This is a genomic window from Devosia sp. (genome assembly GCF_017744655.1).
In the GTDB taxonomy this organism is placed as follows: domain Bacteria; phylum Pseudomonadota; class Alphaproteobacteria; order Rhizobiales; family Devosiaceae; genus Devosia.
Genome location: NZ_JAGIAW010000006.1, coordinates 70,778 through 94,114, shown reverse-complemented (window position 1 = coordinate 94,114; position 23,337 = coordinate 70,778). Strand labels below are relative to the sequence as shown.

General features: G+C 59.4%; 31 protein-coding genes. 26 read left to right on the top strand and 5 right to left on the bottom strand.

What is annotated here, in order from left to right:
- Positions 1 to 116: 116 nt before the first annotated feature.
- The 11 genes from J7557_RS12780 to J7557_RS12730 all read left to right on the top strand — a co-directional run bounded on the left by J7557_RS12780 (position 117) and on the right by J7557_RS12730 (position 8,232).
- Positions 117 to 368 (top strand): hypothetical protein, encoded by a 252-nt coding sequence (locus J7557_RS12780; protein WP_291420452.1) that lies wholly within the window; start codon positions 117 to 119, stop codon positions 366 to 368.
- Positions 361 to 735: a hypothetical protein gene (locus J7557_RS12775; RefSeq protein WP_291420451.1), complete on the top strand. Its 375-nt coding sequence runs from the start codon at positions 361 to 363 to the stop codon at positions 733 to 735. Before J7557_RS12780 ends, J7557_RS12775 begins: the two co-directional genes overlap by 8 nt.
- A gap of 229 nt (positions 736 to 964) precedes the next feature.
- Entirely contained in the window at positions 965 to 1,150 is a 186-nt protein-coding gene (locus J7557_RS12770) for a hypothetical protein (RefSeq protein WP_291420450.1), read from the top strand.
- Between the two features lie 14 nt (positions 1,151 to 1,164).
- A complete protein-coding gene (locus J7557_RS12765; RefSeq protein ID WP_291420616.1) occupies positions 1,165 to 2,862 on the top strand; it encodes a DNA cytosine methyltransferase in 1,698 nt (565 codons plus the stop codon).
- 40 nt (positions 2,863 to 2,902) lie between these two features.
- Entirely contained in the window at positions 2,903 to 5,407 is a 2,505-nt protein-coding gene (locus J7557_RS12760; RefSeq protein ID WP_291420449.1) for a DNA methyltransferase, read from the top strand.
- The gene (locus J7557_RS12755) at positions 5,404 to 5,898 is read left to right on the top strand and encodes a helix-turn-helix domain-containing protein (RefSeq protein WP_291420448.1); all 495 of its coding nucleotides are present in this window, start codon (positions 5,404 to 5,406) and stop codon (positions 5,896 to 5,898) included. The genes J7557_RS12760 and J7557_RS12755 overlap by 4 nt, the downstream gene beginning before the upstream one ends.
- A complete protein-coding gene (locus J7557_RS12750; protein WP_291420447.1) occupies positions 5,895 to 6,509 on the top strand; it encodes a YdaU family protein in 615 nt (204 codons plus the stop codon). Before J7557_RS12755 ends, J7557_RS12750 begins: the two co-directional genes overlap by 4 nt.
- The gene (locus J7557_RS12745) at positions 6,506 to 6,694 is read left to right on the top strand and encodes a hypothetical protein (protein ID WP_291420446.1); all 189 of its coding nucleotides are present in this window, start codon (positions 6,506 to 6,508) and stop codon (positions 6,692 to 6,694) included. Before J7557_RS12750 ends, J7557_RS12745 begins: the two co-directional genes overlap by 4 nt.
- Positions 6,691 to 7,011 carry a GcrA family cell cycle regulator gene (locus tag J7557_RS12740; protein ID WP_291420445.1) on the top strand — a complete coding sequence of 107 codons (321 nt, stop codon included), beginning with the start codon at positions 6,691 to 6,693 and terminating at the stop codon, positions 7,009 to 7,011. The genes J7557_RS12745 and J7557_RS12740 overlap by 4 nt, the downstream gene beginning before the upstream one ends.
- Positions 7,004 to 7,567 (top strand): hypothetical protein, encoded by a 564-nt coding sequence (locus J7557_RS12735; RefSeq protein WP_291420444.1) that lies wholly within the window; start codon positions 7,004 to 7,006, stop codon positions 7,565 to 7,567. Before J7557_RS12740 ends, J7557_RS12735 begins: the two co-directional genes overlap by 8 nt.
- 335 nt (positions 7,568 to 7,902) lie before the next feature.
- On the top strand, positions 7,903 to 8,232 hold the full coding sequence (locus J7557_RS12730; protein WP_291420443.1) for a hypothetical protein: 330 nt from the start codon (positions 7,903 to 7,905) through the stop codon (positions 8,230 to 8,232).
- Between the two features lie 120 nt (positions 8,233 to 8,352).
- Here the strand turns inward: J7557_RS12730 and J7557_RS12725 are convergent, their stop codons facing one another.
- The gene (locus tag J7557_RS12725) at positions 8,353 to 9,186 is read right to left on the bottom strand and encodes a DUF6236 family protein (protein WP_291420442.1); all 834 of its coding nucleotides are present in this window, start codon (positions 9,184 to 9,186) and stop codon (positions 8,353 to 8,355) included.
- 512 nt (positions 9,187 to 9,698) lie between these two features.
- Between J7557_RS12725 and J7557_RS12720 the strand changes: the two genes are divergently transcribed.
- Positions 9,699 to 9,995, top strand: coding sequence for a hypothetical protein (locus J7557_RS12720; RefSeq protein WP_291420441.1), 297 nt, complete (start codon positions 9,699 to 9,701; stop codon positions 9,993 to 9,995).
- A 56-nt stretch (positions 9,996 to 10,051) separates the two neighbouring features.
- Here the strand turns inward: J7557_RS12720 and J7557_RS12715 are convergent, their stop codons facing one another.
- Complete coding sequence (locus J7557_RS12715) at positions 10,052 to 10,366, bottom strand: hypothetical protein (protein WP_291420440.1); 315 nt, start codon at positions 10,364 to 10,366, stop codon at positions 10,052 to 10,054.
- Between the two features lie 337 nt (positions 10,367 to 10,703).
- Positions 10,704 to 10,826 carry an excalibur calcium-binding domain-containing protein gene (locus J7557_RS21460; RefSeq protein WP_367272899.1) on the bottom strand — a complete coding sequence of 41 codons (123 nt, stop codon included), beginning with the start codon at positions 10,824 to 10,826 and terminating at the stop codon, positions 10,704 to 10,706.
- 195 nt (positions 10,827 to 11,021) lie between these two features.
- Here J7557_RS21460 and J7557_RS12710 point away from each other — a divergent pair, with 195 nt between their 5' ends.
- Positions 11,022 to 11,318, top strand: a complete 297-nt coding sequence (locus J7557_RS12710) for an HNH endonuclease (RefSeq protein ID WP_291420439.1) — start codon at positions 11,022 to 11,024, stop codon at positions 11,316 to 11,318.
- Here the strand turns inward: J7557_RS12710 and J7557_RS12705 are convergent.
- A complete protein-coding gene (locus tag J7557_RS12705; RefSeq protein ID WP_291420438.1) occupies positions 11,309 to 11,860 on the bottom strand; it encodes a hypothetical protein in 552 nt (183 codons plus the stop codon). The two genes, J7557_RS12710 and J7557_RS12705, sit on opposite strands and share 10 nt — an antisense overlap.
- Before the next feature lie 163 nt (positions 11,861 to 12,023).
- Here J7557_RS12705 and J7557_RS12700 point away from each other — a divergent pair, with 163 nt between their 5' ends.
- The 10 genes from J7557_RS12700 (at position 12,024) to J7557_RS12655 (ending at position 21,061) form a co-directional block, all read left to right on the top strand.
- Entirely contained in the window at positions 12,024 to 12,593 is a 570-nt protein-coding gene (locus J7557_RS12700; protein ID WP_291420437.1) for a hypothetical protein, read from the top strand.
- Positions 12,590 to 14,272: a terminase large subunit gene (locus J7557_RS12695; protein WP_291420436.1), complete on the top strand. Its 1,683-nt coding sequence runs from the start codon at positions 12,590 to 12,592 to the stop codon at positions 14,270 to 14,272. Before J7557_RS12700 ends, J7557_RS12695 begins: the two co-directional genes overlap by 4 nt.
- Positions 14,273 to 14,415: 143 nt before the next feature.
- Positions 14,416 to 15,045, top strand: coding sequence for a GIY-YIG nuclease family protein (locus tag J7557_RS12690; protein ID WP_291420435.1), 630 nt, complete (start codon positions 14,416 to 14,418; stop codon positions 15,043 to 15,045).
- A gap of 36 nt (positions 15,046 to 15,081) precedes the next feature.
- On the top strand, positions 15,082 to 15,690 hold the full coding sequence (locus J7557_RS12685; RefSeq protein ID WP_291420434.1) for an HK97 family phage prohead protease: 609 nt from the start codon (positions 15,082 to 15,084) through the stop codon (positions 15,688 to 15,690).
- Between the two features lie 2 nt (positions 15,691 to 15,692).
- Entirely contained in the window at positions 15,693 to 17,069 is a 1,377-nt protein-coding gene (locus J7557_RS12680) for a phage major capsid protein (RefSeq protein ID WP_291420433.1), read from the top strand.
- A gap of 66 nt (positions 17,070 to 17,135) precedes the next feature.
- On the top strand, positions 17,136 to 17,498 hold the full coding sequence (locus J7557_RS12675; RefSeq protein ID WP_291420432.1) for a hypothetical protein: 363 nt from the start codon (positions 17,136 to 17,138) through the stop codon (positions 17,496 to 17,498).
- Positions 17,499 to 17,500: 2 nt separating this feature from the next.
- Positions 17,501 to 18,403: a hypothetical protein gene (locus tag J7557_RS12670; RefSeq protein ID WP_291420431.1), complete on the top strand. Its 903-nt coding sequence runs from the start codon at positions 17,501 to 17,503 to the stop codon at positions 18,401 to 18,403.
- Between the two features lie 41 nt (positions 18,404 to 18,444).
- A complete protein-coding gene (locus J7557_RS12665; protein WP_367272893.1) occupies positions 18,445 to 19,779 on the top strand; it encodes a phage portal protein in 1,335 nt (444 codons plus the stop codon).
- Complete coding sequence (locus tag J7557_RS12660; RefSeq protein WP_291420430.1) at positions 19,779 to 20,747, top strand: hypothetical protein; 969 nt, start codon at positions 19,779 to 19,781, stop codon at positions 20,745 to 20,747. Before J7557_RS12665 ends, J7557_RS12660 begins: the two co-directional genes overlap by 1 nt.
- The gene (locus J7557_RS12655) at positions 20,744 to 21,061 is read left to right on the top strand and encodes a head-tail connector protein (protein WP_291420429.1); all 318 of its coding nucleotides are present in this window, start codon (positions 20,744 to 20,746) and stop codon (positions 21,059 to 21,061) included. The genes J7557_RS12660 and J7557_RS12655 overlap by 4 nt, the downstream gene beginning before the upstream one ends.
- A 21-nt stretch (positions 21,062 to 21,082) precedes the next feature.
- Here the strand turns inward: J7557_RS12655 and J7557_RS12650 are convergent, their stop codons facing one another.
- Complete coding sequence (locus J7557_RS12650) at positions 21,083 to 21,976, bottom strand: DUF4236 domain-containing protein (protein WP_291420428.1); 894 nt, start codon at positions 21,974 to 21,976, stop codon at positions 21,083 to 21,085.
- A gap of 99 nt (positions 21,977 to 22,075) precedes the next feature.
- On the opposite strand from J7557_RS12650, the gene J7557_RS12645 reads away from it, so the two are divergent.
- The 3 genes from J7557_RS12645 (at position 22,076) to J7557_RS12635 (ending at position 23,337) form a co-directional block, all read left to right on the top strand.
- Positions 22,076 to 22,285, top strand: coding sequence for a hypothetical protein (locus J7557_RS12645; RefSeq protein WP_291420427.1), 210 nt, complete (start codon positions 22,076 to 22,078; stop codon positions 22,283 to 22,285).
- 216 nt (positions 22,286 to 22,501) lie between these two features.
- On the top strand, positions 22,502 to 22,873 hold the full coding sequence (locus tag J7557_RS12640) for a head-tail adaptor protein (protein ID WP_291420426.1): 372 nt from the start codon (positions 22,502 to 22,504) through the stop codon (positions 22,871 to 22,873).
- Positions 22,873 to 23,337 carry an HK97-gp10 family putative phage morphogenesis protein gene (locus tag J7557_RS12635; protein ID WP_291420425.1) on the top strand — a complete coding sequence of 155 codons (465 nt, stop codon included), beginning with the start codon at positions 22,873 to 22,875 and terminating at the stop codon, positions 23,335 to 23,337. The genes J7557_RS12640 and J7557_RS12635 overlap by 1 nt, the downstream gene beginning before the upstream one ends.

Genomic DNA, 23,337 nt, shown 5'->3' with positions numbered 1-23,337 from the left:
ACCTGATGTCAGCGCTTCCCACCATTCACTACAGCCAGAAAGGGCCGCGCTCTCACGATGCGCACCCTGGCATTCGAATTCCTATTCCGACGGCAACCCTCCCCGTCGGAGGGCGAATGGTCTCTTTCGATCTCCTCCTCCCTGTCGAGGAGGTCATTCGCCCACTTCATTGCGTGCGGTTTGACGGTTGGCGCCGTCGCTCCGCGCATTTCCTGCCGGTTCAGCAAGCTTCTCAATTCATCGCTGACCGGTCGATCCATCTTCGTCGCCTTTCGTCGTCCGTCATTCTCGTTGGCCCTTACGCTAACGAGAACGGATTGACCTATGCGCAAACATTCTTTGCTTCCGGAGCAAATGCCGATGACTGACTGCACGGTTGTCGATGAGGCCGCCCACTGGGCTGACTGGCTGGTTCGTCGCGAGCATCGCGGCCCCGGCGACACGGTCGAAGCGGCCAGGCTGCGCGCCGCCCGGAAACACAAGCTGCCCGAGCGTCTTCTCTGGGCGCTCCGCTATCGCAAGCCCAAGCGGATCTGGGCTGACCTTTACGTGAAACTTCAAGAGGCGGTCGAAGGCGAAATCGCCCGTCAGGAGAGGGCACTTGAGCACGACATCGAAATCACACGAGCCCGGAAGCTTACGCCGTCTAGCAGTGCTGCTGTTGCACAGGCTGAGGCTTTTCTGGCTTCGCCGCATCAGCCGGAAGCACGAGCGTCTTCCGAACGAGCCGCGTGAGAAGCCAAGGGGACCGGAGGAATGAAGACCGCGCTCAGGGCCTAGCTGACCCAGTGCGAAGGCAAGAAAGCCTACGCCACCTATCACGAGGCGACGGCGCACCGCCCGAAGATGCATGGCCTCTAAGCATACCGCTGCCCGCACTGCGGACAGTTCCATCTCGGAAACAAGCCGAAGGGATTGGGGCGTCCTAAGCCTCCTCCGCCGGCGATCGAACTGGAGTTCTGACATGAACTGGCTAGATCGGCTTCTGTCCAGCAAGGCTACCGTAAAGCCCCAGCAGCGCTGCGAGTGTGGCCGCTTCTGCAAGCACGATAAGCCGGACATCACCGACAAGCTGGTGGCCGATATGTCGGCTGCTGGCCTCTATGTTCCAGAGCACTTCGCCGGGCGGCTGCAGGGTGGTGCGCAGTGAGCAAGCCGAAGAAGATGCTCGTGGCTGATCTGCTCTGCGGTGCCGGTGGTTCGTCGACCGGCGCGGCGCGCGCCCTCAGGCGCCTTGGGCTCGAAATGGATCTCGTCTGTGTCAACCATTGGCCCACGGCTATCGCGACCCACACCCTGAACCATCCCGAGGCGCGGCACTTTGTGCAGGACATCGCCACGGTGCGCCCGCACATCCTCGTGCCCGAGGGTTATCTCGACCTGCTGATGGCTTCGCCGACATGCACCCACCATTCGATTGCCCGCGGCGGCAAGCCGACCTCCGACCAGCAACGCTCTGACCCCTGGCACATCATCACATGGATGACCGAGCTGCGTGTGAAGCGCGCCATCATCGAGAACGTCTGGGAATTCTGCGGCTGGGGGCCGGTGGACATCCGCACTGGCAAGCCGGTTAAATCCCGCAAGGGCGAGTACTTCATGGCGTGGATCGACACGATCAAGCGCCTTGGCTTCGAGCTTGAGTGGCGGCAGTTGAATGCCGCGAACTATGGCGGCGCTACGACCCGCAAGCGGTTCATCCTCAAGGCCAGGTCCGACAAGAAACTTCTTGGCTGGGCGCCGCTGACGCATGCCAAGCGCAGCGAAGGCAACGTGCTCCAATTCACCGATGTGAAGCCGTGGAAGTCCGCTGCGGAGATCATCGACTGGAACATCAAGGGCCGCTCGATCTACACGCGGAAGAAGCCGCTCGCTGCCAAGACGCTGGCCCGCATCTATGTCGGGATCGTCAAGAATGGCTGGCCCGTCGGCTATGCCGAGACGCTACGTGCCTACATGACCGACCTCGATATGCCGGTGCCAGTGATCTCGACGAGCTATCGGGTGGTCGAGCCAGAGGCCTTGGTGTTGTCACAGCACAATAGTGGCGCGGCGCGGCCGGCGTCCGAGCCGTTGCCGACCATCACAACTGGCGGCGCCGCTTCGGCCTCGCGGCCGGGATGCGCCCGGCCCATGCTGGTGGAGCCGCTGGTGCTGTCGCAGGCCTCGGGCGGAGCGGCGCGGCCGGTGAGCGAACCGATCCCCACGGCGCCGACCGGTGGCGCCCATGCGCTCATCTCGCCCTACTATGGATCGGGCTCGGGCGAGACGCTGACTTCGTCGCTCCACCCGTTGCCGACCATCACCAGCAAGGGCCGCTTCGGTATGGTCGTGCCGGTGACCCATACCCAAGGCGGGAACGGCGTCCGGACCATCGACGATCCGCTACCCACGATCACGACGGCAAAGGGCGGCGAGTATGCCGTGGTCTTGCCGGTGACCCACGAGGGCGGCTTGGAGCGATCGAGCGATGCTCGCGATCCGCTGCCGACCATCACCGGGGCCAACCGGGGCGAGCTGGCCTTTATCACGGCGCAGCACGGCGAGCGACCTGGCCAGACGCCACGGACGCATTCTCTCTCGGAGCCGGTGCCAACCATCGCCGCGACCGGGCATGTCGACCTGGTCGAGCCGGCGCCGGATTTCGACATCCTCTTCCGCATGTTCGAAGCGCACGAGCTGGCTTCGGCCATGGGCTTCAACAGCGAGGATCAGCAGTACGAGTTCGCCGGGACCAAGACCGAAAAGATCAAGCAGATCGGCAATGCAGTGTCGGTCGAAATGATGGAGGCGGAGGTTCTCGCCATCATGGCCGATGCAGCCTCAAAGCCAGTCGAAGCTGCGGAAAGGGCCGTCGCATGACCCATCCATTCCTATCCACTGGGAAGAAGAGGGCAGGGGAATGACTGTGCCCTATCGCGAATTCTTGGCGAACAAGGTCCGCATGGCGCCGGTGTCCGGCTTTGCCATCGATGACACCGAGGTCAACCCGATCCTGAAGCCGCATCAGCGCGATATCGTCAAATGGGCGGTACGCGGTGGCAAGCGTGCGATCTTCGCTGCGTTCGGCTTGGGCAAGTCGGTGGTGCAGATCGAGGTGTTGCGCATCGTCTGTGAGAAGGCGGCCGGCCGTGGCCTGATCGTTCTGCCTCTCGGCGTCCGCCAAGAGTTCAAGCGCGACGGCGCCATGCTTGGTGTTGATATCAAATTCATCCGAAGCGTCGAAGAGGCCGGCGAAACCGGCATCTACATGACCAACTATGAGACGGTGCGGGACGGCAAGCTTGATCCGAACCTGTTCACGGCCGTCACGCTGGATGAAGCAAGCGTGCTGCGCTCCTTTGGCTCCAAGACCTATCAGACGTTCCTCGACCTGTTCGATGGCGTCCGGTACCGCTTTGTCGCAACGGCCACGCCAAGCCCGAACCGCTACAAGGAACTGATCCACTATGCCGGCTTCCTGGGTATCATGGACACCGGGCAGGCCTTGACGCGCTTCTTCCAGAGGGACAGCACTCAGGCCAACAACCTGACGCTCTACCCGCATAAGGAGCGCGAATTCTGGCTATGGCTGAATAGCTGGGCCATCTTCCTGCAGAAGCCGTCAGACCTCGGCCATTCCGACGCTGGCTATGATCTGCCAGCGTTTAAGGTGATCTATCATGAGGTCCTGGCCGATATCGCTGACGGCGGTGTCGATCGCGATGGCCAAGCCGCCATGTTCAAGGACACGGCTATCGGTGTGGTCTCGGCCTCGCGGGAAAAGCGCGACACCCTCGACAACCGTATTGCCAAGATGGGCGAAATCCTCGCCGCGGCGCCAGATGATCATTTCCTGATCTGGCATGACCTCGAGGATGAGCGGCGCGCCATTGAGCAGGCAGTACCTGGCGTTGTGTCGGTCTACGGCACTCAGGATCTCGACAAGCGCGAGCAGTCGATCATCGACTTCAGCGACGGCAAGTTTCAGCACTTGGCTGCGAAGCCGGTCATCGCCGGCAGCGGGTGCAACTTCCAGCGCCACTGCCACAAGGCGATCTTCCTGGGCATCGGCTTCAAGTTCAACGACTTCATCCAGGCGGTGCATCGCATTCGCCGCTTCCTGCAAACCCAGCCGGTCGAAATCCACATCATCTACGCCGAGAGCGAGCGCGAAGTTCTGCGCACCCTTCAGGCGAAATGGGACCAGCACAACAAGATGGTCGAAAACATGAGCGACATCATCCGCGAGCATGGTCTCGATAAGCTATCCGCAGCCGAGGTTCTGACCCGCTCCATCGGCGTTGAGCGCATCGAGGCGTCCGGCGCTGGCTGGCAGGTGGCGAATAACGATTGCGTCGATGAGGCGCGGTCTATGGCCGACAACAGCGTCGACCTGATCGTGACTTCGATCCCCTTCAGCAACCACTACGAATACACGCCGAGTTACAACGACTTCGGCCATACCGATAACGATGCCCATTTCTTCGAGCAGATGGACTTCCTCACGCCTGAGCTGCTGAGGATCCTGAAGCCCGGCCGGGTCTATGCCTGCCACACCAAAGACCGGATACTTTTCGGCAACGTGACTGGCATGGGCATGCCGACGGTCAATCCCTTCCACATGAAGACCGCCTTCCACACCATGCAGCACGGCTTTGCCTACATGGGCATGATCACGGTCAACACCGATGTCGTGCGCGAGAACAATCAGACCTATCGTCTGGGCTGGTCGGAGCAGTGCAAGGACGGCTCCAAGATGGGCGTTGGCTCGCCAGAATACATTCTGCTGTTCCGGAAGCTGCCGACCGACCGCTCCAAGGCCTATGCCGATGAGAAGGTCGCCAAGACCAAGGATGACTATACCCGCGCGCGGTGGCAGGTCGACGCTCATGCCTTCTGGCGTTCCTCGGGCGACCGTCTGCTGACGCCGGACGAGCTCGCCGGCATGGGCCCGGACAAACTGGCCAAGACCTTTACCGAATGGACGCTCAAGAACGTCTATGACTACGAAACACACATTCGCATCGGTGAGGCGCTGGAAAAGCGCGGGGCTCTCCCGTCATCGTTCATGAGCCTGGCGCCGGGCGCCCATGATGATTTCACCTGGCACGATGTGAACCGCATGCGCACCCTCAACGGTGAGCAGACGCGCAAGGGGCTCGAAAATCATATCTGCCCACTCCAGTTCGATATCGTCGATCGCCTGATCAAACGGTTCTCGAATCCGGGCGACATGGTTTTCGACCCGTTCGGCGGCCTGTTCACCGTGCCTTATCGCGCGCTCAAGCTTGGCCGGCAGGGCATGGCGTCCGAACTCAATCCGGGCTATTTCCTCGACGGCATCAAGTACCTGCAGGCGATGGAGCAGGAGATCTCGACGCCGAGCCTCTTCGACACGCTCGATGACCAGGCGGACGCAGCATGACCTCCGTCCTCCAATCCCAGCACGAACACTATGCCGAGGTGCGCAGGAGGCTGACATCGGGTCAGGAACCGCCAGAGCGGGCGCGGCGCTATCTTCTGCCCCCTGTGCCCAAGCCAGAGCCTTTCCGCATCCCTGAGGCCATCCGGCGCAAGGTAAAGGTGCCTACGGTTATCCATGCTCGGCGCGGTGGCGTTGAGCCGGTTGTCGAGGCCGTCAGCCAGCCTGAAGAGCTTCTGCCGCTTCCCGGCGCCGAGAAGTGGAAGGCGATCATCTCCGAGGTCTGCGAAAAGTACGGCATCGACTGGCTGGAGCTGGCTTCGCACCGTCGGTCAGGTCATGTCGTCATTGCGCGCCATGAGGCGATGTTCCGCATGCGACATGAGACGACTATGTCGTTGCCGGCCATTGGCCGGAAGCTAGGCGGCCGTGACCATACCACCGTCTTGTACGGCATTGCTCGGCATCAAGAGCGGATGGAGGCAGGCAAATGAGCCGCCCCTGGTACCGTCGTTTCCCTGACAACTTCATCGCCGGCACCGTCGGCATGACGCTCGAAGAGAAGGGCGCATACAGCCTTGTCCTGGACCTGATGTATGTCCGTGGCGGGCCAGTGCCAGACGAGCCGCGCTATATCGCCGGCGTCTGCAACTGCTCCGTTCGGAAGTGGAATGCGATCCGCGAGCGTCTGATTTCGCTGGGCAAGATCCATGTCGTTGACGGCTTTCTGGTCAATGAACGGGCCGAAAAAGAGATCGAAAACGCCGCGAAAGACGCCGAAGAACGCGCTGAAAGTGGAAGAAAAGGCGGAGAAAAGTCCGCTCAAATTCGCTCCGATGTGAGGAAAATCAAGGGCGTAGGCCAAGCTGCCCTCAAGCACGCACGCGCGTTTCAACATCAAGATTCAATCAATAAGGGATTTTCTTCTTTTTCGAAGGGGGAAGAAGCCGATGGCGTCCAGCTAGATCGATGGGCCGACGAGGTTCTGTTCGCAGCTTGTGAGCGCATCAGTGGCGAACCCGTCCCTTCCTACCAGCAGAAGAAGACTTTCTCCCTCGATGTCGTCGCCAAGGCGAAGGCCGAGCAGGCAGGGAGCGTGTCGTGACCATCCGCGTCAGTCTCTCCGAGCAGATCGAATACATGGAGCGCCACAGGGACAAGGGCGCGGAACTGCTCAAGGCCAATCCTTCCATGGCGCGAGCAGTGGACGTCTCCCAGGCCATCGTCATGACGCTGTGCGCCTATCAAGCCTTTGAGCACGAAATCCGGCAAATGGAGAAGGCGTCATGAAGCCCGGCAATCATGCTTGGTCTGACGAAGACCTCCAGAAGCTTGTCGAGATGCGCCATGCCGGCTTCTCCTTCGCCGAAATCGCCAAAGAGATCGACCGGACAACGAACGCTGTAGCCGGCAAGTGCTCCAACATGCGGCGCCTGATGCCAAAAGCCGAGGATCGGCCGAAGCAGGTGATTTCAGTGGCGCGATCACAGACCAGAGGCGAGCGCTTCACGTCCTTCCTGTTGGGCGATCCGCCTCCAGGTCGAAGCGCTCTCGATCAACGTGAATCCCAATCCATCCCATCCAACAAGAGGCAGCAGAATGGCTAAGGGCCGCAAGCGCAATGTGAATGTGAAACGCACCCAGTCCGGCCGGGCCTCCCGTGCAGGCGCCGTTCCGGCCAACATGGAGGCCATTCTTCTGCGCATGAAGATGTTCGGCCTTTCCGAGAAAGACGCGCGCGACCAGAAGGCCGCAACCTTTATCGGACGAATGAACCTGATGGATAAGAAGGCACTGATCAGCGATGCGCAATATGACGCTGCGCAGACCTATCTCGAGCTTCGGGACAAATACATGCGGGCGATTTCGGCGCCAGATGCCTCGAAGCAATCAGGCGGTGCCACGGCCGGCATAACCAGCGAAGAACACTCATCCTGGTGCCAGAGCCAAAAGGTGAAATACGATGCCGCGATCGAAGCGGTGCGCGACGAGCAGGGCCTGCACGAGAACCGTGGCGCCAATATGTGGGCGGCTTTGGACTATATCGTGGTGCGCGACGAGCAGCACTGGCATATGGTCGGTGATTGCCGGCTGGCGTTGAATGCCCTTGCACACCACTTCGGCATTCTGGCAAAGCAGAAGCGGCATCAACTGGCAGCGTAGAGATCGACATGTCAAAATCCGAGCCAATAATGTTCGTCGATATGTATTCGGCGCCTAGAGATTGGGCGGCTAAACTCGCAGAAATCGGCCTGATCTACTCTGCGTCCGAGCCTCAGCCGATCGCGGATCAAGTGAAGCTATCTGGCTGTGTCGGCGTTCCTGACGTCTTGCCAAACTGGGTGCGGCTGCCGTCAGGTTCAAGGCCTCTTGACGAAACTCCCGAATAGCGGCAGAAAGGCATTATTCCATTTTCAGACTATCGTCTGAACCGACACCCGCCCGAGAAATCCGGCGGGTTTTTTGTTGGAATGATCCCTCAATCGAAAGGACTGCCCATGCGCATTCGTGCGTTCATTGGTGCTGCTGTCCTCGGCATGGCAATGATGGCTTTCGCGCCTGTTGCCATGGCCATGAGCGACGTGCCGCCCGACAAGATCTGTGTCCTCGACCTCTCCCATCCCTCCGACGTCGCTGTTGACGTCATTGCTGCCCTCGGCATTCCCGATGGCGAAGACTGCCCGGCTGCTGTTGCCGACGTTCGCCTCGATCCGGCCAGTCTTGGCGGCGACCAGGGCGAAGCCGCTCCGGCCCTGTGCAGCATGGTGTCCTTCTTGCCCGTCTCGCTGGCCTATCGCCATGAAGATCCGGGCCGCTGCTCGGTCTGACCCTTTATCGGCCGGGCGCTTCGGCGCTCGGCCTGTTCACCCAACTTGTGCAAGAAATGCACAGGTTCACTGAACCAGCACCGGATTGATTTGAACAGGAGGCGGAGATCCAAAGGTATGCTACGTTCGCCCTGCGAAGAGCTCGTTGTTGAAACGAGCCACGTACTCAAATGCGCTGGTACTATCGCCGCGCTCTTTCAGGCCGAAAGTGGGTCCAATCTCCACACTTGCTGTCGCTAAAGCAGCAGCCAACGATGGCAAAACGCCAAGGCCCATCTGTTGAGCTGCTGCAAATCCTGCGGCAGCGGACACGAGATTAAAACTGCCACTGAGATCCATCAGTTTCCACGAGAATGCGGTCTGAGCGCGCATTATTTCATTTGCGCTTTGAGCCACGGAGGCCACAGCAGCATTTTCGGCCAAGGGTCGGTCGGGCGATTCCAGCACTGACAAATACAAGTCGTCCATATGAGCTCTCAATGCTTGTAGCTCTGCGGAACGACGGTCTTTAAACGCCAGGACATCCTCGAGCGGGACGTCGACATCAGGAACGGGAATTGCTGAAAGTAGTCTGATCTGCAGTCCTCTGCCCATTTCCTCATTTTCAAGCGCTCTTGGTGGATCGACGTGGTCCCACGGAGTTGCGGGTAACGCCGTTCGCCCAATTGCCCAAATGCCGGGCTGTGAAGCCTCCAGCTTACGAAAAGTATCCAATACCGAATCGAACATACCACCGTTGTGAGGTTCCGCTTTATCGGTCGTTAGGTAGCTCTCGTTGGCTAGAGTTCGCTGCATAACGCCCGCCGAGATCAAGAACTGTTCCTCGGCATTTGAGCTCCTGTCGAAACCACCGATAGGATGGTCGATCTTGTCCCAGTACAAGGCCCAGTTTCGGATGTTTTTCGGATCAAGTTCTGACTGCATCGTCATGCCGAACCTTGTAACCGCGATCATTTTCGAAACTACAATTCCACGCACAGTCTTCCCCTGACTTAGATAGCCAATGCCCAAGCTTACCACCCTCAAGCCGCTTGGCCATCATTGATGCCGTCGTTTGCTTACCTCGATGCCCCTCTCTTGATGGCCCATGACTAAACTGGCGTAACGACATAGTCACCGTCTAGCGCTGTTGCGATGGACGTGAGGGCCTTTCGAGAGCCCAAGACGACTACACCGTGCGAACGACGGCAGATGCTGATCTGCTCGCCCAACTTAAATTTCTCGCAGTGGGCCGAGACCTCCGCATAGGCTTTCTTGGGGTCAACGCCTTGGGGGTAGGTAATCGATAGCATTCTCATATTCTCGCTTGACTGGAGCCTGACATTTCCACGGACGGTGTCGTCGCCGAGCGATGGCAGATCTTGGTTCTCGAGCACTTGACGGCTGGCATCGGCAAACCATCTTTCTCACGTCGATACTTTTCGACACTGAACCACATATGAGAAAGTGTGCTTTGGTGAATACAAATGGGAACTCAGGACTTTAGCTCTCGATCCTCTTTTGCCTACGCTGTTGCCGAATGGCAGCCTGACATGGTCCGTTATCGTCGCGAAGTGGAGGAGGCGATCCGAACTCGCGAAGGCGACCCTCTAACATTGATCGAAATGGAATGTTCGCTGGATTTGGTCGATGCCGATCTAGCGGCGCTGCGATCCGGCAAGGAGGACATCAGAACTTTGATGTCTCAAGACCTGGCACTTGAAGTCCGGAGGGAGCTTCAAGGGCTGATCACAACGATGCGAATGTACTGCAAGCCTAATTAAGGCTGGCGTAGGCGGCCCGCCAGGCGAAAGCCCAGGCGGGCTAGCCGAAACAAAGCTCAGATCCTGCCCGATCCTTCAACGTGTGTCGTGTGCGAAGTGCCGTTGGTTTCGAGGAGGGTACGGCCAGAGTCGCTGAGCTCCGTGCCGCCTTCCCGCTGAATTAGCAATGCTAGCGACAATAGCTTGGCGAGGTGCTCGGTACTTACGTCGGCCGGCGCATTGTCCGATTGGAACAGGGCCAGTGTTTTGAGCTCGTCTGGTGTCACGTTGTAGTCGGTCATGATCGTTTCCGCCTTGAAAGGACGGAAACCGATTTCGTTATTACCGGTTGCTTCGTCGGGTATCAAAACTAGCGCTGCGAGGTTGAGCATTCTGCCTGTTCATCCACCCTGCGCGAGGCACAGGTTGCATGATCAGGCTACGGGAATCTAGCCTTCAGCCATTCGGCAGCGGCAGGCTGAAGCTCGAAGGATGCCCAATTGGTGCTAGCAATTTGCATCACCAACACGCCGTCGTTCTGATCCACAAGCTGGCGTACTGCGTCCCGCACCTGCGCTGAGGGCCTAGGATCATCAAAGAACCATAAAGACTGAAGGGCGCGAACAGCATTGACGGCGCGCAAAGCATCGTAAAGCGGTTGGTAGTTTCGCCCCGGAGCACGAAGGTCATAGCTTAGGCAATACGCTGGCATGGTTTCTCCGGTCGCGGTTAGGGTAGGGCTTCGCAAGCAATGCCGTCATTGTCGCGATCAAGCCTGTGAGGGTCTCCAGGACCTTGCCTCTCGTAAAATTCCTGCGCTTCTCTTTGTGTGCGGAAGTCAGAGCAGTCCATGTCGCGCTGAGCTGATGCGTTTGCAGCAAACGCAATAAAGAGCATGCCCGCTAAAGTGGCAGATATAAGCACTCTCATAGATGAATTCCCCCAACAACTAACGGTGTCAGTCGTTTGACTGGGAGTCAACTGGGTTTGACAAAGCTTACGACCTTGAAGCCGAAACTGAGCAAGTTGCCGCCGAGGCTATCCACAATGCGAGAGGTTAGGGACGCCAGATACAGCCCCGACGCAACGGTGCGTGGCTGGTACCATTCGGCCAGATGGGCAAGGCTTCGTCAGGCAGTCCTTGAGCGTGACATCTACACCTGCCAGCACACTGGCGTGATCCTCACCGGCAAGGCGCCTGCACCGACCAGCGCTGTGGTTCACCACAAAGTGCCGCACCAGGGCGACGAGCAGCTATTCTGGGACATCAACAACCTCGAAGCCGTGTCGAAGGAATGGCACGACAGGGACGCGCAGAGGGAAGAGAAGGGGCCTCATTTCTGATTGTAGCCAGCCTGGTGCTCAAACATCATGCGGCTCAAATTGGCCCTTGCTCGTATCATGCGAACATACAGTAGGCCGACGTCCTTCGGCATAAATGGGCGGAAATCGGCCAAGCGTAGCTCGCGAGTTCTCGACTGCGGCTTGACCACTTTCCCGAATATTCTCATCCGGTGCGGCTCGTCACGCCCCGGCATCTCAATCCAACTGTCATGGATAATGCGGTTTCGCTCCGGGCGAAGATCGTTGTCGATGTGGTTCACCAGCGCTTCAATGTTATCATACCACAGATCGTTAATGCGCTTGTCGAAAGCGATGGGCAGAAGAGCGTGAAGTTTTGCCCGGAAGTCGATGGCGCCAACAAAGACATTTCTCACAACGCGGTCTTGAACAGCAGAGAGTTGGTCGAGAGCGAGAGAAACCTCCATTTCTAACTCACTCCAATACAAGCACATGCGGCCAATTTCCTGAGCCAGTTCATCTAAGCTTTCATGCCTAATGGCCTCCCAAGCTTCTTCATCTGTCTTCTGGCTGATGTCTGTCATCGTTCCCCCTTCTTGCGACTATCTAAGCCTCAAGCCAGCCGCAGGCCAAGAGGGGGGGCGTCGAAAGTCCTCAGAGCGCCGGCGGACCTGCACCCGCGTCCCCCTCATGCAGAGATTTTGCTGCTGCTGGAAGTTTCCAACTGGAAACTAAGCTGGAAACCACATGAAAAAGCGCAAAGAAGACAAGCCCATAGACTGGGCTGGCATCGAGCGCGACTATCGTGCTGGTGTCATGACAGTTCGCGAGATCGCACGGTGGTACGGTGTCTCGCACACGGCCATCAACAAGAAGTCGAAAGAGCAGGGCTGGGAGCGGAAGCCGAAGGCGCAAAGTCCCTTCGAAGAAGCGAAGTCGCAGCGCTCCGCGCCAATGCAAGGCGAAATCCTTCCGCCTCCGTCGGTCAAGCCTGAGGCGCTGACCGATCGCGGGCGGCTGCTGGCTGGCCGCCTGATGGAAGAGCTGGAATCGGTCACCACTCACGCTGGCGAGCTCGAGGACATGATCTGCCAGGAGGAGGGAGATCCCCGTCGCCGGCAGGCGCTACTCAAAGCCATATCTCTGGGCGAGAGAGCGAAGACCATGAAGGACATCGCGCTCACCATGAAGACGCTGAATGAAGCCGCGGCGCCAGCCGGCGGTAAAAAGGAAGAAGCGCAGCGTAACGCTGAGCAGGCGGCCAACAAGTTCGCCACGCGCACGCCGCCGCGCCTGGTCGCTGACAACACGAAATGAAGGAATGGACCACGGCGCTGCCCGACTGGGAACGACGCATTGTCACCGGTCGCAGCCTGGTGCCGTTCAAGCCGCTATTTCCCGATGAGGCAGAGGAAGCTGTTCGCATATTCAAGGAGTTACGAATCGTCGATGCCGCCGGCAGTCCGACATTCGGTGATGCCTGCGAGCAGTGGGTTTTCGATTTCGTCGCCGCCATCTTCGGTGCTTACGACGCCGACACGGGCCGGCAGATGATCCGTGAGTTCTTCCTGCTCATCAGCAAGAAGAATTCGAAATCGACAATCGCCGCCGGCATCATGGTCACGGCATTGCTGCTGAATTGGCGGAACTCGGAAGAGCTCCTGATCCTGGCGCCGACAATCGAAGTCGCGCAGAACAGTTTCAAGCCGGCGGCGGCAATGGTGCGCGCCGATCCGGATCTCGAAGCGCTGCTTCATGTCCAAGATCACCTGCGGACGATCACGCACAGGGTCAACAAGGCCGCGCTGAAGGTGGTGGCTGCCGATACTGACACGGTTTCAGGCAAGAAGGCGGGCAGGGTGCTCGTTGACGAGCTCTGGGTGTTTGGCAAGCGGCCCCATGCTGATGCGATGCTCCGCGAGGCGACTGGCGGCCTTGTCTCACGACCTGAGGGTTTCGTTATCTACCTATCGACGCAGAGTGACGAACCACCGGCGGGTGTGTTTAAGGCGAAGCTGGACTATTATCGCGACGTTCGCGACGGCAAGATCGAGGACAAGAAGAGCTTCGGGCTCTTGTACGAGTTTCCGCCGAAGATGTTGGCCTCCGAGGGCTACCTGGAGCCGGAAAACTTTTTCGTCACCAACCCGAACATGGGGCGGTCGGTCGACCAAGAGTGGCTCGAAGACGAACTGAAGAAGGCTGCTGACCCCGATGCTCGGCGCGTGTTTCTCGCGAAGCATCTGAATGTCGAAATCGGCATGAACCTGCGGGCGAACCGTTGGCCAGGTGCTGACTACTGGAAGAAGGGCGACACTGCCGAAATCGGCTGCACCTTGGATGATCTTGGTGCCTTCTTGGACATGTGCGAGGTGGTTGTTCCCGGCCTCGATGGTGGTGGTCTCGATGACTTGTACGGACTGACGCTGGTCGGTCGGCACAAGGTCACCAAAGAGTGGATTTCCTGGACCCATGCTTGGGCGCACATCGGCGTTTTGGAGCGCCGAAAGAGCATCGCGCCACGGCTCCTGGACTTCAAAAAGGCTGGTGAGCTGACAATCGTCAGCGATGAGCTCGAGGATATTTCGGCGATTGTTGAAATCATCCGCGACGTGAAAGACCGCGGGCTACTGGCATGTGTGGCGGCGGACGCCGCCGGCCTTGGCGAAATGGTCGAGGCTCTCGACGAAATCGGTATCACTCAAGAGGCTGGTCTTATCGTCGCGGCGCCGCAAGGCATCATGATGATGAATGCCATTAAGACCACTGAGCGTCGGCTGGCGAACGGCACTTTTAAGCACGCCATCTCGCCGATGATGGCGTGGTGCGTGACCAACCTGAAGATCGAGGCAACAGCCACAGCGATCAGAGCCACCAAGCAAACCGCTGGTGACGCAAAGATTGATCCCATGATGGCCCTGTTCAACGCCGTGACCGTGATGGTTCGAAACCCAGAGGCCAAAGGTGCCCCTGAATACCAGATGATCATTATCTGACCCGGAAGGGACACCCCCATGACCCTGACCCGAGCCTATAGCCTCCTTGGTCCGAGCGCGGAATTTGTGGCATAAAAGGCGGGCTGATTTGGTGCTGGTAACACCTCATCAGCCCTGACCAAAACGAACGGATGAGGTTCGAAATGGCTGCTCAGAAGGTGAGCGGAATCTACGAAATCGTCAACGTCATCAACGGCAAACGTTATATCGGCAGCGCGGTCAATATGGCGGCTAGATGGCGGTGCCATCGGCACGATCTGAACAAGGGCACACACCATTCCCAAGCTATGCAGCGTGCTTGGGAGAAATATGGTCCGGATGCATTCGCATTTCGCGTCAGGACGGAATGCTCCCGTGAAGACTTGATTTTGATGGAGCAGGTGGCAATCGACTCCGAGCGGCCAGAGTACAATGTCTCCCGGATCGCGGGTTCTCCGCTCGGGGTGAGACATGGTCCCGAATTTAGCGCGAAAATGCGAGCTCTTAAGACCGGCTTGAAGGCATCGGATGAAACGCGGGCTCGGATGTCCGAAGCGCACAAGGGGCGCGCCAAGTCGCCAGAGGCTATCGAAAAGCGCAGGTTGGCGGTGACAGGTCGCAAGACGGGGCCGCTATCTGACGAACATAAACGGGCAATAAGTGCGGCCCTTAAAGGACGCCAACTAACATCCGAACACGCCAAGGCTATCAGTGCCGGCAAATCCGGCCGTTCAAGGCCGGACATGGTTGGCAATTCTTGGGGCTCGCTCCGCAAGGCAGTTCGCCAGAGTTAACAGACCCCAGTTCAATTGAACCATTGGAGGTACGTCATGACCGTGACGAACCGCGCATACTCTTTGTTTGAAATCAAAGAGATGGACGAAGATGCACGTCGCATCACCGGCATCGCGACCACTCCCAAGACTGATCGGGCAGGGGACATCGTGATGTCCGAGGGCGCCGTCTACAAGCTGCCCATTCCGTTCCTCTACCAGCACGATAGCCGGCAGCCGATCGGTTTTGTCACCGACGCGAAGGTGACGAAGAAGGGCATCGAGATCGTCGCCGAGATCGCCAAGGACGTTCACGAGGACATCGAGAAGGCCTGGAAATACATCAAGGCGGGTCTCGTTCGCGGCCTATCGATCGGCTTCAAGGGCATCGACATCGAGCCCATTCCCAACTCGTGGGGCGTGATCTTCGAGAAGTGGGAATGGCTTGAACTGTCGGCCGTGACCATTCCCGCGAATGCCGACGCCTCCATTCAGACCATCAAGCAATACGACGCCGAGGCGCTGAAAGCAGCGACCGGCGCCGGTACCGGTTCCAGCACCGACAAGCCCGCCGCGACAGGCACCAAAGGGCGCGTCGTCAAACTGGATGCTCCAGCCCGCGACCGGGCGAAACCATTCGTCATCCGCTCGATCAAAAGGACCTGAGCATGAGCAAGATTGCTGAACAGATTACGGCATTTGAGCAGAAGCGCGCTTCTCTTGTTGCCGCCAATGAGGCCATCATGGCCAAGGCCGCCGAAGAAGGTACCACGCTCGATAAGGAGCAGAAGGAAGCCTTTGACGGGAACTCCGCCGACATCAAGGAGATCGACGATCACCTGAAGCGTCTGCGCGACATGGAAAAGGCCACGGCCTCGACCGCCAAGCCGATTGACGGTCAGACCCTCAAGACTGGTTCCGAATCGCGCGTGCCTGCCCAGATCAAGGCCGCCAAGCCCGAGCCCGGCATTCGCCTCGCTCGCTTCGCGCGCTCGATCGGCCTGGCCCACAAGACCCATCGTGACGTAATGCAAGTTGCCGAAGACCTTTATGGTCAGCGTGATCCAGAAGTCGTCGGCATGATCAAGGCTGCCGTCATCGCGGTGAACACCACGACCGATGCATCCCTGATCGGCAACGAAGGGGGCTGGGCGGACTTTGTCGAGTTCCTTCGCCCCCAGACCATCATCGGTCGCTTCGGCCAGAACGGCATCCCGGCGCTGCGCCGCGTGCCCTTCCGTGTTCCGCTGATTTCCCAGACTGGTGGCGGCACCGGCTACTGGGTCGGTGAAGGTAAGGCCAAGCCCCTGACCAAGCCGGCCTTCGGCCGTACCGAGCTGGCGCCCCTCAAGGTGGCCAATATCGCGGTGGCGACCATGGAAGCGCTGCGTGACAGCTCTCCGTCGGCCGAAACCCTGATCCGCGACGACCTGGCCGCTGCGCTTATCGTGCGCATGGACACTTCGTTCATCGCGCTCAGCAACGCGGGCTCTGCCGGCGTCAGCCCCGCCTCCATCACCAACGGCGTCACGCCGATCGCGTCCAGCGGCAATGATGCCGATGCGGTTCGCGTCGATGTACGCGCTGCGATGGGCCAGTTCATTGCGGCCAATAACGCGCTTTCGTCTGGCGTCTGGCTGATGTCGGCAACTCGTGCCCTGGCCCTCTCCACGATGGTCAATGCGCTGGGCCAGGCGGAATTCCCCGGTATCACCATCAATGGCGGCACCTTCTTCGGCCTGCCGGTGGTGGTTTCCGAGCACATCACGGACTTCGTGGTCCTGGTGAACGCCTCGGATATCTGGGTGGCCGACGACGGCGGCATCGCGGTGGACATGTCCACGGAAGCCTCGCTCGAGATGATGGACAACCCGACCGGAGACTCGATCGCCTCCACCCCGGTGGCGGCCGAGCTCGTGTCGATGTTCCAGACCAACAGCGTGGCTTTCCGTGCCGAGCGCACCATCAACTGGGCGCGTCGTCGGGCGAGCGGCGTTGCGGTCATCGACGACGTTGCTTGGGGCGACCCGGCGACCTCGCCCTAACCGCTTCCAACGACCTCCTGAGGCGGGCCCATCGGCCCGCCTTTCCTTCCGATAGTGGAGAAATGAATGCGTGACCTGATTGCGACCAAGTCCATGACGTATGCCACGCGCCGGCTTCTCCCCGGCGATGAATTTCAGGCCAACAACCGTGATGCTCGCACACTAGTTGCCATCAAAAAGGCAAAGGAAAAGCGCATCCCCGGTCAGGTTGATGCCCCGCCAGCAACGGTGGCGCAGAAGGTCAAGAAGACCAACCCGATGGACCATGACAAAGACGGCGCCGCGGGCGGGTCCAGGGCTCCCGAGGGTGACAAAGACGCGCTGAACAGGCTGCGCGCCGACTATGCCGAGGTGCTGGGCAAGAGGCCATTCTCCGGCTGGGATGTTGCTGAACTACAGCGCCGCATTGATGAGGCGTTGGCCTCCTGACGATGGACATCGTCTATCCGTATAAGAGCGCGCCGGATGATTTCGAGCTGCGCTATTCAATGCGTTCGCTGGTCAATATACCGCATGACCGCGTCATCGTGGCTGGCGATAAGCCTCTGATTATCAGCAAGGCTGTGCAGTATGTGCCAGTCAGGCGGATTGACGATCGGTATCAGTCCTCGACAGCTAATATCGTGGCGGCGATCAAGGCGGCCGATATCCGCGGGGACTTCATCGTCATGCACGACGACATTTTCGCCCTGCGGCCTTGGCAGTTCCGCCATGAGCATCGCGGCGCGATTGATGAGTATCTGCGGAGCGGCAGCGCCAGCGGATCGTATCGCGCCTATGCCGAAAGCACGCGGGATTTGCTGAGCGCGAAGCGCATCTCCGACCCGCTCTGGTTCGGGCTGCATACGCCGACGGTCTATAATGCGCAGCGCCTGGTGGCGATGGTCGAGGGCTTTGCCGGCCATCAGTATCTGCTGCGGACGCTCTATCACAACTTGTTTACGGCACCTGCTGAGCGACGGGATGACGTCAAGGCGCGAGCATGGGCGGAGCCGATCGAGGGGCGGGATGTCCTGTCGATATCGGATGAATGCGCTCGCTCTGCTGGGTTTCGGCAGTGGGTTGCTGCTCGCTTCCCCGACAAGTGCAGGTACGAGATTGCCGCCACTGGCCGCTGTCTGATCCTTGGATATGGGCCGACCCTCTGGCGTGACCTTGATGCGGCACTCGATAGCGGAGAATTCGCCGCGGTCATTGCCTCTCCGGAGGCGGCAAAGCACTGGCCTGGTGAAGTCCTGGCTATCGCCAATGACGATGAACATGCCAACCGCCTGGCTCGGTCGATTGGCTTTGATGAAGTGGTTTGGTGCGGGCGCACCAAGGAGGCAGCGTGAAAATATTCGGCCTGCCTGTCCCATTCACGCGCCAGAAGGCCATGTCGCCGGTGGACAGCAATCGCGGCTGGTGGCCGCTCATCCGGGAATCTTTCGCGGGCGCCTGGCAGCAGAATGTCGAGGTGAAAGTGGAAAGCGTGTTGTCTTTCCATGCCGTGTTCGCCTGTCAGACTCTCATTGCCTCTGATATTGCGAAGCTCCGCATCAAGCTCGTGGAGATGGATGCGAACGGGATCTGGAATGAGGTCAAGAAGGCCGCTTATTCGCCGGTCCTGCGCAAGCCTAACGGCTACCAGAACCGCATCCAGTTCTTCGAAAGCTGGGTGCTGTCAAAGCTCCAATTCGGCAATACCTATGTGCTAAAGCAGCGAGATGGCCGAGGCGTCGTGGTCGCTCTTCATATCCTCGATCCGAAGCGGGTGAAGCCGCTGATCGCGGACAATGGTGATGTGTTTTACCAGCTCGATACCGATCTGTTGGTGGGGCTGACCGAGGCGTCAGTGGTGGTGCCGGCGCGCGAAATCATCCACGACCGATTCAACTGCATGTTCCACCCCCTGGTGGGGCTGTCGCCCATTTTCGCCAACGGGCTTGCGGCCACGCAGGGCCTCAACATTCAGAACAATTCCGCGCTATTCTTCAAGAATGGGTCAATGCCTGGCGGCGTCCTCTTGGCTCCCGGCCACATCAGCGACGAGACCGCCGCGCGGCTCAAAGAAAGTTGGGAAACCAAGTTCAGCGGCGACAACCGGGGCAAGATCGCCGTCCTTGGCGATGGCCTGAAATATGAGGTGATGACGAGCAAGGCCACCGACAGCCAGTTGGTGGAACAGCTCAAGTGGTCTGCCGAGGTGGTTTGTTCTACCTATCACGTCCCGCCCTATAAGATCGGTATTGGCCACCAGCCGACCTACAATAACGTCCAGGCACTCAACACCGAATACTATTCGCAGTGCCTGCAGGTCCATATTGAGAGCATCGAGCTTTGCCTTGATGAGGGCCTGGGCACCGGGGAAACGCTGGGCACAGAGTTCGATCTGGATAATCTCCTGCGCATGGACAGCGGCACGCAAATGGACGTGCTCGAAAAGTCCAAGGGGAAGCTCACCCCGAACGAACAGCGCAAGCGGCTCAATCTGTCTCCGGTCGAAGGTGGGGATACGGTCTACATGCAGGAGCAGGACCATAGCCTGGCCTGGTTGGCTCGCCGCGATGCGCAGCCGATCGAGCAGCCGACTCCCGAACCTGACGATCCAGAGCCCGAAGGCGAAATTGCCGAAGCTGAACTGGCCGATGCGGCAAAAACCATCCTTGAAGCTGAATTCAAGGAAATGGCGCCGCTTCTCGCATTGCCAAAGCCGAAAAGGGCAGCCTGATGAAGCAGTCGGATATCGCCCTTCTCATGAAGGGCATGGCGCCCGTTATTGGCCAGTTTATCGAGAAGGCGATGTTGCCTTTCGTTGAGCGCATCGCCGAGCTCGAGCAGCAGATTTCCGATTTGCCGGCGCCCAAGGATGGGCGGGATGGGGTCGACGGCGAGGATGGCGCAAACGGTGCGGACGGTATGGACGGCGCGCCGGGGCGAGATGGGAAAGATGCTGCCCCGATCACGCCTGAGATGATCGCTGAGGCTGTGGCGGAATATCTATTGGCCAATCCACCTGCTGCTGGCAGGGACGGCCGCGATGGCATCGATGGCGCTCCGGGGCAGGATGGCAAGAATGCGCAGCCGGTGACTACGGAGCAGATAGCCGAAGCCGTCGCTGGCTATCTAGCGGAGAATCCTCCGGCGGCTGGCAAGGATGGGCGGGACGGTGTCGACGGCAAGGACGGCGCCCCTGGCCTGGATGGCAAGGACGGCGCCGCTGGCATCGACGGAAAAGATGGTGCCGACGGTCGGAACGGCGTGGATGGCAAGGATGGCGTGGGCCTGGCCGATGCCTTAATCGAGCGCAGTGGCTCTCTCGTACTGACGATGACCGATGGTCGGACCAGAGAACTTGGTATCGTCATTGGCAAGGATGGCACTGACGGAGCGCCCGGCAACGATGGTGCTCCTGGATGCGATGGCTTTGGCTTTGATGATCTCGACTTGGTCGATGATGAGCAGGGCGTCGTGCTTCGGTTTACGCAAGGCGATGAGGTCAAAAGCTTTCCGTTGCCTGTTGTGGTCGACCGCGGCGTCTTCAAGGAAGACGGCAAATATCGCAAGGGCAACGGCGTGACCTGGGGCGGCTCCTACTGGATTGCCCAGAAGGATGACCCCGGCAAGCCGGACACGCCCGATAGCGGCTGGCGCTTGGCCGTCAAGAAGGGACAGAACGGCAAGGACCTGACCCGATGAGCCTGGTAACGCTTGAGCAGGTAAAAGCCGCGCTCCGGATCGACTACGACGATCAGGACCTCGATCTTACGCTGAAGATTGCCCAGGCCGAAGACATCATCCTCGACTTCATTCAACCCGCTCCGGATCCCGCATGGGACGAAACCACTGTGCCGGGCCGCGTATCGGCCGCGATCATCATGGGTGTCGACTGCCTGTTAGACGACACCGAAGAAAAGATGGCCATGCTGAGCGGGCTATCCGGTACCGACGCAGACCCGAAGAACCCAATCGCAGCGCTGCTATGGCGGCTTCGCGATCCGACCCTGGCATAGGAGCCGCAATAGAAGGTGGAGTTATTGCCTGAAGGCGGCAATCATGGCCTCCGTAACGTCGCTAGGGAAGCAGATCGGTGAGCGACCGCCCGGTTTTGAATAGGCGCTGTTCCCTCCACAACGCCGACCGTTTCGCATTGTGTTGTAGGGGCAAGGGCAGTTCCCCGAGTAATTTCGAATGCTGCGCTCAATGATTTTCTGAATGATGGCATCGCGATCGACAGCAGGCGCGGGGGTTGTGAGAAGCGCCTGAGCGGGTTGTGATGCGCTAGGTGGATCCCGATTGGTCGAGGTGTACTGTTCGCTTATCCAGCCATTCACACCTGGGGATGTTTCGATCAGGAGCCATCCGCCGCTGCGGTCAAGCACCGAGACTTGGTGCCCGTTCTGGAGCTTTCCAATCACGGCGCCGGCTGTGTTGGGGGCTGACCGAATGTTCAAGGATGAAGCCGTCACGAAGCGCACTTCCGACGGTGCTAAAGGCGGTGTTGGTTCCGTCCTTGGTAGGTTGGTCACCGACGGTCGCGAAACGGTGGGCGGCGCCTGAATTGGAGGGGTGACGGCGGGCGCAGGTGTTGATGCCTGGCTTGCGGTTGTGTCGGTGTTTCGATTGCTGGTTGAGCCGTTGTTCAACAGCCCAATGGCTGCAAAAATGGCGACCACCACCCATAAGACGGGCCAAACGCCGCCCTTCTTTTTCTCGCCCTCTGGTGGCTTGGGGTTGCCCCGTGCGGTCGATACTTCGGAGTAGGAAATGCCAGTCCCTGGGATCGATGCGGTCACCCGCCGCCTCCCGTTGGAATTGATGGTGTAGCCGAGCCCCTTCGGCCCAATGCGGACGCTGGTGCTTTTAGAGTTTAGGTTAAGTCTGACACCAGGTGCGATCTTGAAAGATCGCCGAAAACGAAACCCCATTTCGAGCCCCCCGACCCAAAGGGCAAGAAGAGCAAACCAAGTCGCAAGAGTCCAGTCAGGGCGCTCCAAACAGGCGCCCCATTTTTATTGGAGCCAACCATGGCTGATCGTTTCAAGTTCACCGATAACTTCGACTACAAGCCGACATCTCAGGTTACCATTGCCTTCAAGAAGGGTTTCGAAGGCGAAGTGGTCACCGGTGCAGCTGCTTCGGGCAAGATCACCAATGCTGTGGTGGAAGCTGCTCTGAAGGCAAAGAAGGGCGAGAAAGTCGGCGCCCAGGCCAAGTCCGACAAGGCATCTTCTTAAGATGCGCGGCGCCTTGAATCTGGCGCCTGTTCGGTATGCCCTGCGAGTTTTGTTGCGACCCTTTGGCCGCACAGTCGCCAAGGATCACTTTGCGCGTTGGGGTGTGGTGAATGGCAAGATCACTCGCACCTTGTACCCCTTCGGATGGCGAATTGCCCGGCTCAGCGAGCAGTCACCTCAGTCTCAGCTTGAGCAGTTTCTTCGGGAGCGGTCCTGATGGCTGAAAACTTCCGCAGGGCAGGGGCTCTGCGCGAGCGCCTCCATTTCCAGCAGCGTGGCGATGGCGACGACGGTATGGGCGGCCCCGGCATGCCCGGTGTAGGCCCGTTCGCGACCGTCTTCACTGCTGCGGCCGGTATGAAGCCCCGCACCGGTGGCGAAGGCGTTGATGCAGCCCGTCTCGGCGGCACTCAGCCGTTTGTCGTAACAGTTCGGAACACGAGCAAGACCAGGGGCATCACCGTCGCTTGGCAGCTTGTGGATGCGCGGGATGAAGCTCGCGTCTTCGCCGTAGTGTCGCCGCCTGCAGACCCCGATGGGAAAAACCAGTGGCTGGAGTTTCTGGCGACTGAAGGCGTCCCCTCCTGATGGCGAAAGTCTTGGGGCTCGATCGGCTGAAGCGGAAACTCGCGAAGTTTCCCGAAGTGGTTGAGGCTGAAATCCGCGCGGCCATGGAGCAGAGCGCTAACGAAATCGTCAAAATGGCCAAGTCCCTCGCGCCAGTTGATGGCGGCGAACTCCGCGACAGCATCGGCTGGACGTGGGGCGAGGCGCCGGAAGGCGCCATGGTCCTGGGCAAGGTCCAGAAGAACGAGAGCGGCAACTTGGTCATCACTGTGTACGCCGGCGGCGGTGAGGCCTTCTATGCCCGCTTCGTCGAGTTCGGTACCGCGCCGCATCTGAACAAGGGTCGGTTTTCTGGATCAGACCATCCGGGCACAGTCGCCACGCCATTCTTCTATCCGGCCTATCGCGCCACACGGAAGCGAGCCAAGGGCCGAGTGACGCGCGCCGTCAACAAGGCCGCAAAGCGCATCGCCGCTGGGAGCTGA

Coding starts and splice junctions, on each gene's coding strand:
- J7557_RS12755 (WP_291420448.1), top strand. CDS start 5,404: ATGACCTCCGTCCTCCAATCCCAGCACGAACACTATGCCGAGGTGCGC.
- J7557_RS12775 (WP_291420451.1), top strand. CDS start 361: ATGACTGACTGCACGGTTGTCGATGAGGCCGCCCACTGGGCTGACTGG.
- J7557_RS12760 (WP_291420449.1), top strand. CDS start 2,903: ATGACTGTGCCCTATCGCGAATTCTTGGCGAACAAGGTCCGCATGGCG.
- J7557_RS12695 (WP_291420436.1), top strand. CDS start 12,590: ATGAAGGAATGGACCACGGCGCTGCCCGACTGGGAACGACGCATTGTC.
- J7557_RS12715 (WP_291420440.1), bottom strand. CDS start 10,366: ATGCTCAACCTCGCAGCGCTAGTTTTGATACCCGACGAAGCAACCGGT.
- J7557_RS12655 (WP_291420429.1), top strand. CDS start 20,744: ATGAGCCTGGTAACGCTTGAGCAGGTAAAAGCCGCGCTCCGGATCGAC.
- J7557_RS12675 (WP_291420432.1), top strand. CDS start 17,136: ATGCGTGACCTGATTGCGACCAAGTCCATGACGTATGCCACGCGCCGG.
- J7557_RS12640 (WP_291420426.1), top strand. CDS start 22,502: ATGGCTGAAAACTTCCGCAGGGCAGGGGCTCTGCGCGAGCGCCTCCAT.
- J7557_RS12650 (WP_291420428.1), bottom strand. CDS start 21,976: ATGGGGTTTCGTTTTCGGCGATCTTTCAAGATCGCACCTGGTGTCAGA.
- J7557_RS12770 (WP_291420450.1), top strand. CDS start 965: ATGAACTGGCTAGATCGGCTTCTGTCCAGCAAGGCTACCGTAAAGCCC.
- J7557_RS12635 (WP_291420425.1), top strand. CDS start 22,873: ATGGCGAAAGTCTTGGGGCTCGATCGGCTGAAGCGGAAACTCGCGAAG.
- J7557_RS12645 (WP_291420427.1), top strand. CDS start 22,076: ATGGCTGATCGTTTCAAGTTCACCGATAACTTCGACTACAAGCCGACA.
- J7557_RS12710 (WP_291420439.1), top strand. CDS start 11,022: ATGCGAGAGGTTAGGGACGCCAGATACAGCCCCGACGCAACGGTGCGT.
- J7557_RS12680 (WP_291420433.1), top strand. CDS start 15,693: ATGAGCAAGATTGCTGAACAGATTACGGCATTTGAGCAGAAGCGCGCT.
- J7557_RS12720 (WP_291420441.1), top strand. CDS start 9,699: ATGGGAACTCAGGACTTTAGCTCTCGATCCTCTTTTGCCTACGCTGTT.
- J7557_RS12750 (WP_291420447.1), top strand. CDS start 5,895: ATGAGCCGCCCCTGGTACCGTCGTTTCCCTGACAACTTCATCGCCGGC.
- J7557_RS21460 (WP_367272899.1), bottom strand. CDS start 10,826: ATGGACTGCTCTGACTTCCGCACACAAAGAGAAGCGCAGGAATTTTAC.
- J7557_RS12735 (WP_291420444.1), top strand. CDS start 7,004: ATGGCTAAGGGCCGCAAGCGCAATGTGAATGTGAAACGCACCCAGTCC.
- J7557_RS12780 (WP_291420452.1), top strand. CDS start 117: ATGGTCTCTTTCGATCTCCTCCTCCCTGTCGAGGAGGTCATTCGCCCA.
- J7557_RS12665 (WP_367272893.1), top strand. CDS start 18,445: ATGTCGCCGGTGGACAGCAATCGCGGCTGGTGGCCGCTCATCCGGGAA.
- J7557_RS12685 (WP_291420434.1), top strand. CDS start 15,082: ATGACCGTGACGAACCGCGCATACTCTTTGTTTGAAATCAAAGAGATG.
- J7557_RS12690 (WP_291420435.1), top strand. CDS start 14,416: ATGGCTGCTCAGAAGGTGAGCGGAATCTACGAAATCGTCAACGTCATC.
- J7557_RS12765 (WP_291420616.1), top strand. CDS start 1,165: ATGCTCGTGGCTGATCTGCTCTGCGGTGCCGGTGGTTCGTCGACCGGC.
- J7557_RS12705 (WP_291420438.1), bottom strand. CDS start 11,860: ATGACAGACATCAGCCAGAAGACAGATGAAGAAGCTTGGGAGGCCATT.
- J7557_RS12670 (WP_291420431.1), top strand. CDS start 17,501: ATGGACATCGTCTATCCGTATAAGAGCGCGCCGGATGATTTCGAGCTG.
- J7557_RS12660 (WP_291420430.1), top strand. CDS start 19,779: ATGAAGCAGTCGGATATCGCCCTTCTCATGAAGGGCATGGCGCCCGTT.
- J7557_RS12700 (WP_291420437.1), top strand. CDS start 12,024: ATGAAAAAGCGCAAAGAAGACAAGCCCATAGACTGGGCTGGCATCGAG.
- J7557_RS12730 (WP_291420443.1), top strand. CDS start 7,903: ATGCGCATTCGTGCGTTCATTGGTGCTGCTGTCCTCGGCATGGCAATG.
- J7557_RS12725 (WP_291420442.1), bottom strand. CDS start 9,186: ATGATCGCGGTTACAAGGTTCGGCATGACGATGCAGTCAGAACTTGAT.
- J7557_RS12740 (WP_291420445.1), top strand. CDS start 6,691: ATGAAGCCCGGCAATCATGCTTGGTCTGACGAAGACCTCCAGAAGCTT.